13 protein-coding genes and 2 pseudogenes are annotated in these 16,555 nt (G+C 53.5%); all 15 read right to left on the reverse strand.

Features of this window, described 5'->3' with window-relative positions; translation table 11 throughout:
• Positions 1–61: 61 nt before the first annotated feature.
• The 15 genes and pseudogenes from ACMZI0_RS05750 to rlmKL all read right to left on the reverse strand — a co-directional run bounded on the left by ACMZI0_RS05750 (position 62) and on the right by rlmKL (position 16,477).
• Positions 62–484, reverse strand: coding sequence for a hypothetical protein (locus ACMZI0_RS05750; RefSeq protein WP_415672243.1), 423 nt, complete (start codon positions 482–484; stop codon positions 62–64).
• Positions 485–545: 61 nt separating this feature from the next.
• A complete protein-coding gene (locus ACMZI0_RS05755; protein ID WP_415672244.1) occupies positions 546–812 on the reverse strand; it encodes a hypothetical protein in 267 nt (88 codons plus the stop codon).
• A gap of 260 nt (positions 813–1,072) precedes the next feature.
• A complete protein-coding gene (rmf, locus tag ACMZI0_RS05760) occupies positions 1,073–1,240 on the reverse strand; it encodes a ribosome modulation factor (protein ID WP_415672245.1) in 168 nt (55 codons plus the stop codon).
• A gap of 270 nt (positions 1,241–1,510) precedes the next feature.
• Entirely contained in the window at positions 1,511–2,467 is a 957-nt protein-coding gene (locus ACMZI0_RS05765; protein WP_415672246.1) for an ABC transporter ATP-binding protein, read from the reverse strand.
• On the reverse strand, positions 2,460–3,446 hold the full coding sequence (locus tag ACMZI0_RS05770; RefSeq protein WP_415672247.1) for an ABC transporter ATP-binding protein: 987 nt from the start codon (positions 3,444–3,446) through the stop codon (positions 2,460–2,462). Before ACMZI0_RS05770 ends, ACMZI0_RS05765 begins: the two co-directional genes overlap by 8 nt.
• A complete protein-coding gene (gene ddpC / locus ACMZI0_RS05775) occupies positions 3,446–4,342 on the reverse strand; it encodes a D,D-dipeptide ABC transporter permease (protein WP_415672355.1) in 897 nt (298 codons plus the stop codon). Before ddpC ends, ACMZI0_RS05770 begins: the two co-directional genes overlap by 1 nt.
• Positions 4,342–5,339, reverse strand: a pseudogene (locus tag ACMZI0_RS05780) (ABC transporter permease). The gene ddpC and the pseudogene ACMZI0_RS05780 overlap by 1 nt, the downstream one beginning before the upstream one ends.
• Before the next feature lie 116 nt (positions 5,340–5,455).
• Positions 5,456–7,008: pseudogene (locus tag ACMZI0_RS05785) on the reverse strand (ABC transporter substrate-binding protein).
• Positions 7,009–7,055: 47 nt separating this feature from the next.
• Entirely contained in the window at positions 7,056–7,634 is a 579-nt protein-coding gene (gene ddpX / locus ACMZI0_RS05790; RefSeq protein ID WP_415672248.1) for a D-alanyl-D-alanine dipeptidase, read from the reverse strand.
• A gap of 12 nt (positions 7,635–7,646) precedes the next feature.
• On the reverse strand, positions 7,647–8,549 hold the full coding sequence (locus ACMZI0_RS05795; RefSeq protein WP_415672249.1) for a MurR/RpiR family transcriptional regulator: 903 nt from the start codon (positions 8,547–8,549) through the stop codon (positions 7,647–7,649).
• A gap of 235 nt (positions 8,550–8,784) precedes the next feature.
• Positions 8,785–9,348 carry a membrane integrity-associated transporter subunit PqiC gene (gene pqiC, locus ACMZI0_RS05800; protein WP_415672250.1) on the reverse strand — a complete coding sequence of 188 codons (564 nt, stop codon included), beginning with the start codon at positions 9,346–9,348 and terminating at the stop codon, positions 8,785–8,787.
• Positions 9,345–10,994: an intermembrane transport protein PqiB gene (pqiB, locus tag ACMZI0_RS05805; RefSeq protein ID WP_415672251.1), complete on the reverse strand. Its 1,650-nt coding sequence runs from the start codon at positions 10,992–10,994 to the stop codon at positions 9,345–9,347. Before pqiB ends, pqiC begins: the two co-directional genes overlap by 4 nt.
• A complete protein-coding gene (pqiA, locus tag ACMZI0_RS05810; RefSeq protein ID WP_415672356.1) occupies positions 10,981–12,219 on the reverse strand; it encodes a membrane integrity-associated transporter subunit PqiA in 1,239 nt (412 codons plus the stop codon). The genes pqiB and pqiA overlap by 14 nt, the downstream gene beginning before the upstream one ends.
• A 184-nt stretch (positions 12,220–12,403) precedes the next feature.
• Complete coding sequence (locus tag ACMZI0_RS05815) at positions 12,404–14,332, reverse strand: ABC transporter ATP-binding protein (RefSeq protein WP_415672252.1); 1,929 nt, start codon at positions 14,330–14,332, stop codon at positions 12,404–12,406.
• A gap of 3 nt (positions 14,333–14,335) precedes the next feature.
• Positions 14,336–16,477 carry a bifunctional 23S rRNA (guanine(2069)-N(7))-methyltransferase RlmK/23S rRNA (guanine(2445)-N(2))-methyltransferase RlmL gene (rlmKL, locus tag ACMZI0_RS05820; protein ID WP_415672357.1) on the reverse strand — a complete coding sequence of 714 codons (2,142 nt, stop codon included), beginning with the start codon at positions 16,475–16,477 and terminating at the stop codon, positions 14,336–14,338.
• Positions 16,478–16,555: the final 78 nt, after the last annotated feature.

The raw sequence follows: 16,555 nt of genomic DNA on the forward strand, positions 1-16,555 counted from the left end.
CATACCAAACAAAACGCCCCTGATTACTCAGGGGCGTTTTGTTTTTATGCCACCAGCACTATCAACGGGCTCGTCTCATCGATTGTAAGACCGCTTCTTGTGCAGAGCGCGAGTACAATGCTGAAAATCCATCTAATGCCGAAATACGCCGAGCATAGTATCGATTGATGACGCCGGGCAGCTTTTGCTGAGCCTCGAAATTAATGCGTTGTTGAAAATCAACATGGTTAAAGTTATATCCCAACTGCTCTGCTTTTCTTTTTTCATATCTTAACTTACAGTAAATCGTATGTGGAGAAATCCCATCGGGAATTTTAATCCCAACACGGCTAAGCATCATGATTATTGATGATAAATTTTTAATAAAGAACTGAGATCTGATTCCTTTCCCTTTCTTTATTACGTAAGGTGTTACCGATATTTCTATACGCGGGAAGAGACTCTCGGTTCTCGACTTATTGCATCCTGCAAAGGTCTGGGGCATACATCTCGCGCCAATCCAACTGCATGAGGGGTGCTATTATCTACCACCCTGCAATAAGAGGTTATATCTCCATAGCCGTCAGCTGGGCGATGTGCGGGATGACAGTACGTTGCTGAGATATTTCGCATCCCCTTTTTTTCTGATGCGGGTTGTGAAAAAAACCCGCTCCGCCTACCACACATCCACCATAAAGATTCATTGATGAATTATTTATTTCATTTAACGAATTTAGCACTAAGGGCGTATGATGTGAAACCCCATAATGGTCTGCTGATAGCAGAAAACTGTTTGATTGAAATAAAATATCATGTAACGATGCTGGTTTCATATAATGTCCTTTTATAAAAAACAAAAATACCATTACCACGATGAGATTAGCTTCTAATTTCCAATCCGAGGATTTTAATTGTGTTTTAAACAAATCATTTGATTAAATCATCGTTATTATTTATGTTATTGAATACTTGTTTAGAAATAATAGTAGAAGAGGCAGTAATAGTGAGGGAAAACAAAAACCTCCGCATGTCGCGGAGGTCATTTAGGAAAAATCAATGAGACCGACGCAATAGGCACCGGTGCAACAGGAGACTACGCGGTAATCGCCCTGTCCTCCATGGCTTGCCGCCAGCCTCCCAACCATTCAGAGCGGGCATTAATTGATTGATAAGGACAAAATTCCTTCGATTTTCCGGAAAGTCCTGCTTGATAGCCGCGCGACTGCGCCCGTTCCAAACGATCTCGTTTCTGTCTCTTCATGCCTCATTTCCCTCATTGTTCATCTGGTGGAAAGAAAACAGTGACTGCTTTTCGAGCAACCACAGAGTATCAATAACGATTCCCGGCACGAAGGTCAAGGCTAAAAATTCACCATCTTGTCATATTTCTGAGATAAGCTTCGCAGCGAACGTTTTCTCCCCGGCACGTGGACTATTGATCTGCGGCTAGCTTTTCCTCAGGTGTTCCCCTCACAAGGCTAAAATAGTGCACCATTGCTTCTCCCCACAAACCAGAAAAATAGGAATATTCTTACACCTCCAACTCCGCATGCCAGCACCGAACCGCATCAGTTTCGTTCAGGGGCATCAGCCGTTGTGGCAGACGACAATCTGCACTCGCATAAGGACAACGCTCGCGGAAAAAACAGCCTTGCGGCAGTTGACGATTGCTGGGCAACTCGCCCGTTCGCATTTCTTGACTGCCGTTATGTAACAGCGGCCGATCCAAACGTGGAACCGAATCCAATAGCAAGCGGGTATAAGGATGACGTGGCTGACTCAAAACATGATGTGCAGTACCCAACTCAACAATTTGTCCCAAATACATAACGGCAACGCGATCGCTCATATGGCGGATAACAGAAATGTTGTGGGAGATCAGTACATAGGTAAGTTTACGTTGCTGCTGCAGCGCCACCAGCAAATTGAGAATTTGCGCCTGCACAGAGATGTCCAATGCCGATGTGGGCTCATCCAGCAAGATGATATCTGGCTGAGCAGAAAGTGCACGAGCAATTGCGATGCGTTGGCGCTGACCGCCGGAAAACGCATGCGGCAAACGGTCGAGATATTCATGGTGAATACCTACCAGCGTTGCCAACTCGCACGCCAGCGCTCGCCGTTCCGCTTCACTGCCATGTCCCTGTAACCAGACAGGTTCAGTTATCGTGCGCCAGACGGGTAATCTCGGATCGAGCGATGATAGCGGATCCTGAAACACCATTTGCATCCCGTTTGCCAGCCAGGACCCTGGCGATCGTGCCCGCACGCATTCGCCCTGTGAGGGAGGTAGCATCCCCATCAACACCTGTGACAAGGTGCTTTTACCACATCCGGATTCTCCGACAACCCCTAAGGTTTCGCCATCATTAATAGTCAGATCAAGACCGTTGAGGGCGTGGACCTGTTCAACCACCTTGCCCCGCCAGTTACGCTTGGCAGGGAAGCGTACGTGCACGTCACGCAGCGTCAATAATGCGTCATTCATTTTCCGCCTCCAACTGTGGATTCCAGCAGGCAACCTGCTGTGAGGATGCCGCCAGCGCCTGCAACTCAGGACGTTGATAGCAATGTTCAGTCGCCGCCGTGCAACGTGGACGAAAGGCACAGCCTTCAGGCAATTGCGATAAATTAGGCACCGTGCCAGGAATCGCAGGCAGCACTGATCGAGGCAGCGCATCATCCGGCGCACAGCGTAACAATCCCTGCGAATAAGGATGCGCAGGGTGCTGGATGACCGCCTGTGTGACCCCGCTTTCGATCACCGTACCGGCATACATCACATAGAGGCGATCGCACAGTTGGGAAACCACCGCCATGTCGTGGCTGATAAATAACACCGCAGTACCGCGCTCCTGCGCCTTTTGTTTTAACAAGCGCAACACCTGACGCTGCACGGTTACATCCAGCGCCGTGGTGGGTTCATCGGCAATAATCAGTTCGGGGTTACAGGAAAAGGCCAGCGCAATCATTACCCGTTGTCGCATACCGCCGGAGAGTTCAAACGGATAGCGCCTCATCACCCGTTCCGCATCGGCAATTTGCATTTCCGCGAGCAGCGCTAGTGCGTGTGTTTGTGCATCACGTTTGTTCAAAGGTTGATGCTGTTGGATAACTTCCCGCATCAAATCACCGACACGTCGCGTCGGGTTAAGGGCCGTCATCGGTTCCTGAAAAATCATGGCAACCTTGGCTCCGCGCATCTGGCGCAGCGTACGCTCTGATGTATTGAGCATATCCTGCCCCAACAGCGTTACGCTGCCGCTATTAATGCGATAACTCCCCGGCCTCAGTAGGCGCATCACCAGCATCGATGTTATTGATTTACCAGAACCCGATTCCCCGACAACGCCCACAATTTCACCACGCTTTACGCTCAGCGAGACCTGATTGAGCGCATTCACTTCCCCGCGATAAACCGGAAAACTGAGCGCCAGGTTATCAATCGCCAGCAGGGTATCGTCCATCAGTGTCCTCCTGAGGTTTTCGGATCCAGCAGGTCGCGCACGCCGTCACCAAACAGATTGAATCCAACTGCCGTGATCAGGATTGCCATACCGGGAAAAGCGCGGTACCACCACTGATCGAGCACGTAGCTGCGCCCATTGGCGACCATCGCGCCCCACTCCGCCGTCGGCTGCTGTGCCCCTAAACTGATGAAACCCAGAGTGGCCGCCATTAAAATCGCGGCGCCAATATCCAGCGAAGCCTGCACCACTAGCGGCGGCAGTGCATTACGCAAAATATGCCAGGTGATCAGATGCCAACGGTTGGCACCAAAGGTTTTTGCTGCTTGCACATAGGCAAACTGACGCACTACCAGCGTTTGTCCCCGCGCCAGCCGGACATAAAACGGGATCCGCACAATGGCAATCGCCAGCATGGCATTGAACAAGCTGGGGCCCAGGGCTGCCGCCAACGCCATGGTAAGCACCAAAGAAGGGATCGAGAGCATGATATCCATGGTTCGTATGATAATCGCGTCGCCAAAGCCGCCTAACACGCCCGAAAAGCACCCAAGCAGCGAGCCGATAACCGCCGCTATCGCCACAACGGCCAGCCCGGCAGCGACAGATTGTTGACTACCCATGACCACTCGGCTGAACAGGTCACGTCCTACTTCATCGGTACCAAACCAATGGGCCGACGACGGTGGCTGCAAGCGCGCAGAGAAATCGATACCGTTAGGATCGTAAGGCACCAGCCAGGGAGCAAACACCATCATCAACAAAATCACCGCGATAATCGCTCCACCCAGCAGCGTCAGTGGACTACGTTTCACCAACCACCACTGCTTTTGCCAATACGCGACGCGCGATGATGGCGTGCGCAGTTGGGCGGCTTGTCCTTGCGTTAGGTTCATCATGCTTCTCCTCGTCCAATTCTCGGATCCAGCCACAGATAGAGCAGATCGACCACCAGGTTGACGCCGACATAGGCCATGGAAATCACCACGGCAAATCCCATCACAGCGAGGAAATCCAGCGCCTGAATCGACGCCACAACGTAAGCGCCCATGCCCGGCCAGGAGAAAACCGTTTCCGTTAATACTGCGCCATAGAGTAGATCGCCCAATGCCAGCCCCAACACGGTCACCGACGGGATCAGCGCATTAGGCAGTGCATGGCAAACGACAATACGCCACGGCGTTAAGCCGCTCGCCCGCGCGGTGCGAATGTAATCCTCACTGAGCTGCTCCAGCATGGCGGAGCGAATCTGACGAGCAACAATGCCGAGATGAACAAAAGAGAGGGTGAGCGACGGCAATATCAGGTGCCGTGCCGCATTCCAGAACGCTTCATGGTCACCCGCCAACAGGCTATCAAACAGGTAAAATCCGGTGACATGCGCAGACGGTTCCAGCCAGTCATCCAGCCGTCCGCCACCGGGCAGTATATCGAGATGGCCATAGAACAGGACGATAACGCCCAGCCCAAGCCAAAAAGCGGGCGTGGATATCCCACCAATCGCCAATAACCGCACGCAATGATCCAACCAGCGATCGCGATACACCGCGGAAAGCACGCCCAGGGGAATACCAACCGCCAATGCCAGTAATAGAGAACAAAACGCCAGTTCGAGCGTGGCCGGGAAAAAGGTACGGATATCATCCAGCACCGGACGCCCTGTGTGAATTAATGTGTCTAAATCACCGGAAAAAAGTGCCGTAACGTAACGCCAGAACTGCACATAGAGCGGTTGATCCAGCCCGAGCTGCTGGCGAATATGGCGTACAATTTCATCACTGGCACGGTCGCCTACCAGCAAGCGCACAGGATCGCCTGGGATCAGGTGTGAAATGATGAAGGTGATGACACAAACCCCCAGCAGCGCTGCCGCAAAATACTCCAAAACGTCATAGTGTTACTCCACGCACACGCAATGCGAAAGTGCGAAAGCCAATCCCAGCTTCTCGCACCGGGCTGATTATCACGCGGCGATCCTGACAGTCACGCCGCCTGTTACTCCACGGAACTTATTTCGACATCGTTCCTATGTTGAACACCTGCTCCAGCATCGGGTTAAACACGAAGCCTTTTACCGCTTCGTTCATCGCCACCTGATAATTTTTCTGGAACAGGTAAACATAGGCAGCCTCATCGATAACGATGCGTTGGGCCTGCTGATAATCCTCAGTGCATGTTGCCTGATCGGTGGTTGCCATCGCTTTTTTCAGCAAGGCATCTATTGCCGGGTTTTCGTAATTATGAGCGGTTACCCGGCAGCCCTTTCTTGTTGGATTCAAACCAATAGTTCATAAACATATAGGGATCGGCAAAATCCGGGCTCCAGTTACCAATGGCGATATCAAAGTCCCCCTTACCCACCCGTTCACGCATCGTCGCGTTCGCCAGTTTTTCCAAACCGACGTTGATACCCAGCGATTTCAGCGTTGCCTGCGTCGAGATGGCTATGAGTTCCCAGGAAGGATCGTTGTCCGAATAGAGGAAGGTTAATTGCTGTGGTTTTTGTGCCACCTTGCTCATAGCCGCCTGTGCTTTATCTTTGTCGAGGCTATATTGCATGGCATCTTTGTCGTAGCCCCACATGCCTTCCGGGATCGGGCCACGCATCTGTTTGCCGTTACCGCCCAAAATGCCGTTCACCATGCCCTGCTAATCCGTTGCCCATGACACGGCGCGACGTAGCTCAACCTGACTCAACGGCCCTTTTCCATTGTTAAGGTAGAGATAAATCACGCGCAGTTAAGGATATTCCTGTACCGATACGCTGTTTTTCGCCTTCAGCGTAGCAAGCTGATCTACCGGCAAAGACTCGGCAATATCAATATCGCCACGTTCCAGTTGCAGACGGCGGATGGCGGATGGCGCTTTCGCCGATGATTTTTACCGAAACGCGTTTAAACGCGGGGGCACTGCCGTTGTAATGGACCAGCACCACCTGTTGTCCTTTCTGTCAACACTGCACCATATAAGGCCCTGAACCGGCGGTATTTTCTGCCAACCATCCTTTACCTTCATCCGCACTGTGCGTGCTCAGTACCGCAGGGTTGATGATAGAAGCCCCGTCATTGGCCAGCGTATACAGGAACGGTGCGAAAGGCGCACTCAAGGTAAAACGCACAGTATGGGCATCTACGGCTTCAACCTTTAAATCGCTGGGATAGGCTTCAGCGGGGCCTTGCCCAATTTTCAGCAGCCGTTCGAAAGAGATTTTTACCGCATCGGCGGTAACCGCACTGTCATCAGCAAATTTTGCCTTGGGATCGAGCTTGAAGGTCCATACTTTTTGGTCCGGTGACGCTTCCCAGCTCAGGGCCAAATCCCCGGTTACATCGGTAGCGCCTTTGCCGTTTTCCGTCTTGTACTACACCAGACGTTGATAACAGGGATAGGTAATGGTCCAGTCGTTATTATCGATGGTGACGGCAGGATCCAACGTTTGCGGATCGGCTGCTTTGCCGATCACCAGCATATCTTTCGGTACTGCGGCCCAGGCAGGTAATACGGCAGCCATGGCGGTAGCCAACAGCAGAGGTCGTAACAATGCAGTGTGGTGCGTCTTCATGATTCAGCTCCTGGTGATAGTCAAACGGTTAGCGCATAGCGCAACAATCAAACAGCGGTCCGGCAGTTCGGCAACGTGCAACCAAACCGATCGGGCAACAGGGGGTAACGGTCAGCATCCGGCAGTTCAAAATGCCACCATTCCGTTTCAATACCGACGAAGCCACCTGCCGCCATCACGGCATAGAGTTGCAGCCGGTTACGTTGCACGGTGACGGGCAGAGCCGCACACCACGCATAGGACTTTTCATTCATTTCATCGAAGCCAGTGCCCATATCCAGCGCCTTGCCCTGTTCATCCAACAGAGTGACATCCACCGCCACGCCGCGACTGTGGTGCGAACCCACCGCCAGCGATGCTACAAAGCGCGGATCGGGACAGGCATCCCACAGACGTATCTGCGCAGCATGGGGTCGATAAGCATCGTAAAGTTGCAGCCGATACCCGCTCTGTTCGGCAACGGCGACGCTGCGCGCCAACCCCTGCGCTGCGTCCGGGTGCAACAGGCACAGCGCTTCGGCATAAATGGGATAACCAGTCAGGTTATCAGCCGTGGCATATTTCATATCGATAATCAGCTGGGGTAGCGTCTGCGCCAGATCCACCAGTTCGATAGCATCCGTCATGTGTTGTCCTGTTTACTGTTCAAATTGGCTAAATTCCGTTTGCAAGGCACGGTTAAGCGCCAGTCTCGCTGAAAGCTTGTCACCCAACTGTTCCACTACCGCAGAGAGCAGCAGATTAAACAGACAGGTAATCGGCGCCAGCGAATCCCAGAAATGGCCAGTATCGGTTTTTACTTGCAATAAATCCATCGGGTAATCACGTGCCCAGGGGCACCAGAGATCGGTAATCAGCTCCAGAGGAATCTGCCGGTCACTGGCCGCATGACAATATTGTCGGGCCACCGTGGAATAGGCGCGCGTATCGGTCACTACCACATAAGGGCGTTGGTACTCTGAGTTGAGCGACTCCACCCAGGTGCCAGAAAGCCCATCTACATAGCTCACGCGTGGGCGCAAATATTCCAGGTGGCTAAAAAACGCGTTGGCAATACCGCGCGTAGACTGGATACCGAGAATAAACACGGCTTCCGCTTCGGCCAGTTGTTGGCTGATGCGCGCGAAGGTATCCGTTTGCGCCAGACGATAAACGTCCTGAATGGCATCGACCTCCAGACGCAGAGACTGGCTAAGGAGATCCGACAGAGTGCGCTGTTGTTGCCAGGCATCCAGACGGTCGGTGACCCCCCAAGGGCGGTAAGGTGCCAGCGCATCGGCACGCAGGCTCGCTTTGACATCTTCCAGATTGCGATAGCCCAGCTTGCGCAGATAGCGCCCCACGGTAATCCCTGTATTGCCGGTATAACCGGCAATACTGTCAGCCGATTCAAACGGAATTTGCGCCAGATTATTGAGCAGCCACCTAGCGATACGCTTACCGCTGGGGGTTTGCTGACTGAATGACGCTTCGATACGTGCGATGAGATCAATGCGCACATTGGCGTCAGGTGTAGCGGAAGAGGCATCGTCTTGCTGCATGTTAGTGCCCTGTCATTCGCAGTCATAATGTTATGCGATTAACATTGCAGCATTCGTGCCAAAAAATAAGCGATTGATACACAAGGTGAAAATGGCATTCAGGGATAACTAAGGAAGGCACAGCGCGCCATCATGGCGCACTGCAAACAAGAAAATGCATAAAAACGGTGCTAAGTGACAATCAATAACACCTTAAATTACAGTGTGTTAGATAATTCTTTCCTATAGCAGAATGTTACTCGCTGCGTTGAATCTGCACAGCAATGGATTGTGCGACCTGCTGCCAGCCTTGTGCCAGGGTTTTCACCAATGCATCATAGCCATCTTCTTTCACAGGCAGCACCAGACTGAACGGCTGGCGCAGCAATCGATCGCCGCGCTGCAACGTCCACTCGCCTTGCACCACGGCTTTCCCATCATAGCGGCCATGGAAAGCTTTGACTGTCACGGCCAGTTCTGATGGCGCAGCGCCCAACGGCTGCGCACTGACTGCCCACCCCGGCAAGCCCGCATTCAGGCTGCTTTGCAATGTCTGTTGCAACTGCTGCTCCAGCGGGCTGGCCCACAGGTTATTGCTGGCAATGACATAACGGACATCATTGGTCTGGTAAACCAGACCCGAGGTGCTGAGATAATCCGCCAGCGAAACGTGGGAAAGCCACAGCGTGCGGGCGGCGGTTAAATCCGTTTTCCCTGCCACCGCCACGGGCGGCAATGGCAGTTGATAATAGGTTTTTGGCGTTGTGCTACTGCATGCGCTTAACAGCAACGCCATCCCCACCAGCCATCCTTTACTCATGGTTTCGCCTTCTTCGGTTGGGGATCTTCACTCTCTGGTGCCTGGAAGATCAATGCATTGCTTTTGTCATTCAGCGTGCGCAATACTGGCTGCAATTCTCTTAGCACCTGATCCAGACGTTGCATGTTCGCCACCAGTCGGTTATAGGCTGGCGAGCCAGGCTGTAGCCCTTGCATGCTGCGGTTCAGTTCTTGCAAGGTTTGCTGCATCTCCTGCGGCAGCGCCTGCATCGCTTTACTGGAGGTTATCTGGTTTAACGAGGCGAGCGTCTTTTTCAGCTCACGCAGCGTTGACTGGCTTTCTGCCAGCGTTTTGGTCGCCTCGCTCACCATTGGCGTTAACGGCAGGTCGTTAATCTTATCCAGCACCGCCATCAGTTTTTGCTGGATCTGCGACAGGCCGCCGCCCATGGTCGGCAGCACCGGATACCCATCAACCACACGCAAAGGTCCCGTACTGTTGCCACGCGTTTTGGGATAGAAGTCGAGATCGATAAACAAGGCACCGGTGAGCAGGTTGGCCGTCTTCAGGGAGGCGCGCAGCCCCATAGCCTGCGCATCAGCAAGCTGCTTCTGGTAATCAAACTCTTTGCCGATAATCTTTTCAAACCGTGCAGGTTCAACACGGATCAGCACCGGGATACGGTAATCCCTGTCCATATCCTGTTTGAAGTTGGTCGTCACCAGCGGCGCTTGTGCTACCGTGCCCAGGCGAATGCCACGAAACTCCACCGGCGCACCCACCTGCAACCCACGAATAGACTCATCAAAGAACATCACATATTCCTTGTAATCCGTGTAGAGCGAATCCTGAATGCTGCGCTCGTTATCAAAGAGCTGATATTGCGCACGATCTTTCACTCGCTCACCCAGTTCCCAACCAGCCGGCACGTCAAAGCTGACACCGCCGCTGAACAAGGTGGTTAACGACCCCATTTCCACCCGCATGCCCTGCGCCGACATATCCAGCGTGACACCGCTGTCTTTCCAGAAGCGAACATTGCTGGTCACCAGACTGTCGTAAGGCGCTGTAATAAACAGCTGATAGCGCATTTGTCGTGCGTTGGTATCGAATTCACTCGTTTCTACCGAGCCGACGCGATAACCGCGAAACAGTACTGGATCACCGGCATTCAATTGGCCCGAACGTTCGCTGTCGAGCAAAATACGGATCCCTTTGGCGTGCGGCGGCGCCAGCGGCGGTGAACCCAACAGCGCAAATTCGCTGCGCGCTTCACTGCTCACACCTGGCTGGAGTTCAATGAACGCGCCAGACAGCAACGTGCCCAGTCCTGAGACGCCTTCACGGCCAATCTGCGGTTTCACCACCCAGAACACGGAGTCATGGCGCAGCAACTTGCTCATCCCCGTATGTAAACGCGCCACGATCTCAACCTGCCGCAGGTCGTCACTCAATACCACGCTCTCCACCACGCCCACATCAACGCTGCGGCTTTTGATAGTCGTTTTACCGGCAACAATCCCTTCGGCGCTTTGCGTGGTTAGCGTAATCTGCGGCCCCAAATGACTGAAGTGGTAAAATAAAATCCAGGCACCGATAAGCACCGTCACAATGGGCACAATCCACACTGGCGACCAGCGTTTAATCGCTTCCACGTTTGCGACTGTATAATTATTTTTCGCCAATGGCTGATTCCTCCTGGTCATCATCACGCTGGCGATCCCACAACAAGCGGGGATCAAAAGTCATGGCGGCAAACATGGTCAAAATAACCACCAGCGCGAACAATACCGCACCGATTGCCGGATAAACGCTCATGAGCTGGCCGATACGCACCATGGCCGACAATACGGCAATCACAAACACATCGATCATCGACCAGCGCCCGACAAACTCTACAATTTCGTACACCACGTGCAGGCGTTCATTATCCTGCCGCCCTTTACCCGCCGCACTCCAACACAGCCACGCCAGAGCCAGCATCTTTAGCGATGGCACCATAATACTGGCGATAAAGATCACCAGCGCGACCGGGTAAGAGCCCATTCCCCATAGCAAGACCACACCAGACATGATGGTAGATGTTTCACTGCTGCCTAACGCTTCAGTGATCATGATCGGCAATAGGTTGGAAGGAACATAGAGCAGTACCGAGGTCAGCAACAGCGCCAACGTCCATTGCAGGCTGTTTTTGCGCCGAGCGTGCCCGTGACGATGGCAGCGCGGGCATTCCCACTGGTCGGCGGGTAAAATCGCCGTGCAGCAGGTGCAGGAGCGTAACCCTTGCGCCAGACCCGATCGCCCGGTCTGAGGCGCAAACGGCAGTTGCGGCACGGGTACCACATCATTCCAGACGCGCCGCCGATCCAGACTCTGATAAGCCAACAATTGCAGCAGGCAAAACAACACATAAGGCACAAAGCCCGTGCCCACGCCAATATCGCCGTAAGACATCAGCTTAACGAAACTCACCAGTACGCCGGCGAGAAAAATTTCGGCCATTCCCCAGCTTTTCAACCAGAACAGCCAGGTTACCATCAGCCGTTTTATCAGCAATGGCAGGGCAGATCGCAGCGACAGCATGACCACCATCACCATGGAGATCGCGGGCACCACCTGAACAAACAACAAAAACAGAAAGGCGACGCTGGCGTAATTATCAGACACCATCACCTGCGGGATCTCGAACAGCGATATTTCGCTGGTGATGCCCGCTACACGCATATAAACAAACGGGAAGGCGTTCGCCAGCGCCAGCATCAGCAAAGCGCTAAAGGCGAAACCAATGGAACGCTGGTGCGCCTGATTCTGCCGATGGGTCAAGGTTGATTCGCAGCGTGGACACACTGCTTTTTGCCCATGCACCAACGCGGGCAATTCCACCAGCATGTCGCACTGCGGGCACAGCATGTAATCGTCATGTTTCGCGTTATGATCGCACACGCACCGTCTCCTTTATCTTTCGCCGCACGGCGCTTCCCTGAGAAGCGCCGCCGCCGTTAACCTGTAGAAGGCACGTGCTACCCACGGCACGGTATATCGTACGCCGTGGTTACCGTTAGAAGGCGTCTACCTTCTGGTAGTATACGCAAAGTTAGCCGTTTTTCTGCGTTTCCAAGGCTTCCCAGCGTTCAAAACACACTTCCAGCTCCTGCTCCGCTTCTGCCAATGCAGCCAATGCATTCAATACCTTTTGCGTTTCATCATACGGGCGGGTAAAGAAATCGGCATCGCTCATTTGTGCTTGTAACGCCGCAATGGACTGCTCCAGTTGCTCAAGCTTCTGGGGTAGCTGCTCCAATTCACGCTGCTGGTTATAGCTGAGTTTGCCTGTTTGACGTTTAGCGCTTGGTGCGCTTTGTGTTACCTCTTTTGGCTCTGCGGTTTTTTCTGCCACAGCAGGCGTTACTTTACGCAGCAGCACCGCTTCTGCACGCTGTTGCTGCGCGTCATAATAACCGCCCACATAACGGTTAATACACCCGTCACCTTCAAATATCCAGCACTCGGTAACCGAGTTATCAACAAATTGACGGTCATGGCTCACCAGCAGTACAGTGCTCTGATAACTGTCGATCAACTCCTCCAGCAACTCCAGCGTTTCCACATCAAGATCGTTGGTGGGTTCGTCAAGGATCAACAGGTTGCTGGGTTTGAGGAACAAGCGCGCCAGCAACAGTCGGTTACGCTCACCGCCTGAGAGGGCTTTTACTGGCGTCATCGCCCGTTTCGGATGAAACAGGAAATCTTGCAGATAGCCCAGCACATGACGCGAACGGCCGTTGACCATCAATTCCTGTTTGCCTTCGGCCAGGTTATCCATCACCGTACGTTCAGGATCGAGTTCTGCGCGGTACTGGTCAAAATAAGCGACTTCCAGCTTGGTGCCGCAATGAACGCGACCGTGTGTCGCTTGCAGATCGCCCAATAGCAGTTTCAGCAGCGTGGTTTTACCGCAGCCATTTGGCCCGACCAGCGCTATCTTATCGCCACGCAACACCTGCGCAGAGAATCCCCGCACCAGGTTTTTATCCCCGATGTGATAATCGACGTTTTCCAGTTCAAACACGATCTTGCCGGAGCGAGCCGCCTCTTCCACCTGAATCTTGGCAGAACCCATCACTTCGCGGCGCTGTGAACGCTCCTGACGCATTGCTTTGAGCGCACGTACCCAGCCTTCGTTACGCGTGCGACGAGCCTTGATGCCCTGACGGATCCACACCTCTTCCTGCGCCAGTTTGCGATCGAACTCGGCATTTTGCAGCTCTTCCACGCGCAACGCCTCTTCTTTACCCAGCAAGTACTTGTCGTAATTGCCAGGCCAGGAGACCAGCTTACCGCGATCGAGATCGACAATGCGTGTCGCCATATTGAGAATAAAGGAACGGTCGTGGGAGATGAAGACGATACTGCCCTGTAACGTTTTCAGGAAGCTTTCCAGCCAGTCGATAGTTTCGATATCCATGTGGTTGGTGGGTTCATCCAGCAACAAGACTTTCGGCCCGCTGACCAGCGCGCGCCCCAGCGCAGCCTTACGCAGCCAGCCGCCCGAGAGCGAAGACAACGGCGCATCCGCCATCAACCCCAATTGCGCCAGCACATCGTGGATACGATTTTCCAGCTGCCACAACCCTTGGGTTTTCAACGTTTCCTGGAGCACCGCCAACTGATTGAGGTTCTTATCGCTGGGATCCTGTTCGACCAGACGAAGAGTATCGTGATAACGTTTGAGGTAATCCGCTTGCTCGGCTACCCCTTCCGCCACAAAATCAAATACGCTGCCCGCTACGTCACGCGGCGGATCCTGTTGCAAACGGGAAACGATCAGATCCTGCTCATAAACAATACGCCCATCATCCAACCGCACTTCGCGCGCCAGAATTTTCAGCAGAGTAGACTTCCCTGCACCGTTACGTCCGACCAGGCAGACGCGTTCGTTTTCTTCAATGTGCGGTTCGGTGTTGTCGAGCAAAGGCGCATCGCTGAACGACAGCCAGGCATCCGAGACGCTAATTAATGACATGACTTACTTATCCTCACCCGCGTGTCGTACCAGCCAGCAGTTGTGGATCTGGCGATTGCGGGCAAAATCTAATGAAAGGGTTTTCTCGCTGATTTCCGTGGCGCTAAGCCCAAGGGCAGCAATGCCGGCCGTATCTATCTGGAAACCGCGTTTGTTGTTGGAAAACAGAATGGTGCCGCCCCGACGCAGCATACGCTGTAAATCTTTCATCAGCGCCAGATGGTCACGCTGCACGTCAAAGGCGTCCGCCATGCGTTTCGAGTTCGAAAACGTGGGAGGATCGATAAAAATCAGATCAAACTGTTCCCGTGTTTCGCGCATCCACCCCAGACAATCCGCCTGAATAAGGCGGTGCTGACGCCCTGCCAGCCCATTGCTGCTCAGGTTCCTCTCCGCCCACTCCAGATAGGTGCGCGACATATCCACCGTGGTGGTGCGCGCACCGCCGAGGCCCGCATGGACGCTGGCCGTGCCGGTATAGGCAAATAAGTTCAAAAAGTCTTTACCTTTGCTCATCTCACCCAGCATCTTGCGTGCGATACGGTGATCGAGAAACAGGCCGGTATCGAGATAATCCGTCAGGTTAACCCACAGTTTGGCGTTATACTCCTGCATCAGCAGGAAGTCGCCCTTCTGCGCCAGTTTTTCATATTGGCTTTTGCCCTTTTGCCGTTCGCGGGTTTTCAGCACCAGACGATTGGCGGGTAGTTCCAGCACATGCAGCATCGCATTGATGATATCAAACACGCGCTGACGCGCTTTTTGCGGATCGACGGTTTTTGGCGGCGCGTACTCCTGCACCACCGCCCAACTGCCGTAGCGATCGATAGCGACGTTATATTCCGGCAGATCGGCATCATACAAGCGATAACATTCGATACCCTGCTGCCTGGCCCACTTTTCCAGTTTGCGACAGTTTTTACGCAGGCGATTGGCAAAATCGGGGGCGATCTCCGCACTGACACGTGGCGCAGTGCTTTCATCCGCAGCAACGTCGGGTGCCGCACTGATGCGATAGTTTTTTTGTACGCAATCCAGCGGCCCGTTTTTGGCTTTAAACTGGCGCTCAGCGCGCAGCGGCAGGCTGGTTAACAACTCTGGCGACGCGCTGAACAATGACAGCGTCCAGCCACCAAACTCACTTTTAAGCTTGCGTCCCAGCATATTGTGCAGCGCGATCAGCGCCGGTTCACTTTCCAGACGCTCACCGTAAGGCGGGTTACTTAGCACCGTTCCGGTCGGCCCTTGCGGCAGCGGATTACGCAGTTGCACCGCATCCTGTACGGAAAGCGTTATCAATTCACTGACGCCGGCACGGCGCGCATTTGCGCGCGCCAGTTCAATCACCCGGCTGTCATTGTCTGAACCATAGAAGCGGGAAGTGGTGGTTTGCAGGCTTTGTTTGGCCCTCACCTGCGCCGCGGCCAGGACGTCACGCCACAGCTCAGCGTTATGGCTTAGCCAGGCGCTGAATCCCCAATGATTGCGGCGCAGACCCGGCGCGCGATCCGATGCCATCATCGCAGCTTCAATCAGCAGCGTGCCGGAACAGCACAGTGGATCGATCATCGGCGTCCCCGGCTGCCAACCCGAGCGCAGCACAATAGCCGCCGCCAGGTTTTCTTTCAACGGTGCCGTGCCGGTGCCTTCACGATAGCCACGCTGGTGCAAGCCTTCACCGCTGAGATCCAGCGCAATGCTGGCCGTTTCGCGTTGCAGAAAAACGTTAATCCGGATGTCCGGTTGCTGTTTGGTCACACTGGGCCGCTCGTCGGTTTTACGCACAAAGCTGTCCACAATGGCATCTTTCACCTTTTGCGCGCCATACTGCGAATTTCGAATTTCTTCGTTGGTGCCAGTGAAGTGAACGACAAATGCACTATCTACCGAAAAGACCGACGTCCAGTCAATCGCCTGAACACCCAGGTAGAGATCCAGATCGCTGTATACCTTGCATTCGCCGAGCGGCAATAAGATGCGTGATGCCAGACGACTCCACAGCAGGCTTTGATACATTAAGCGGTCGTCGCCTCGAAAATGCACGCCGCCTTGTACCAGGCTGCAATCCTGCGCGCCCAACGCTTCGAGTTCGCTTTTAAGCAGTTCTTCCAGACCACGCGCCGTGCTGGCAAACAGAGAATTCATAATACGACGATCACCAATATAAGGATGACAGAGAAAATTGAGCCGCATTATAGCTAATCCAGTCGACTTGTCATAAAG

It is taken from the genome of Symbiopectobacterium sp. (assembly GCF_047692315.1).
Taxonomy (GTDB): Bacteria; Pseudomonadota; Gammaproteobacteria; order Enterobacterales; family Enterobacteriaceae; genus Symbiopectobacterium.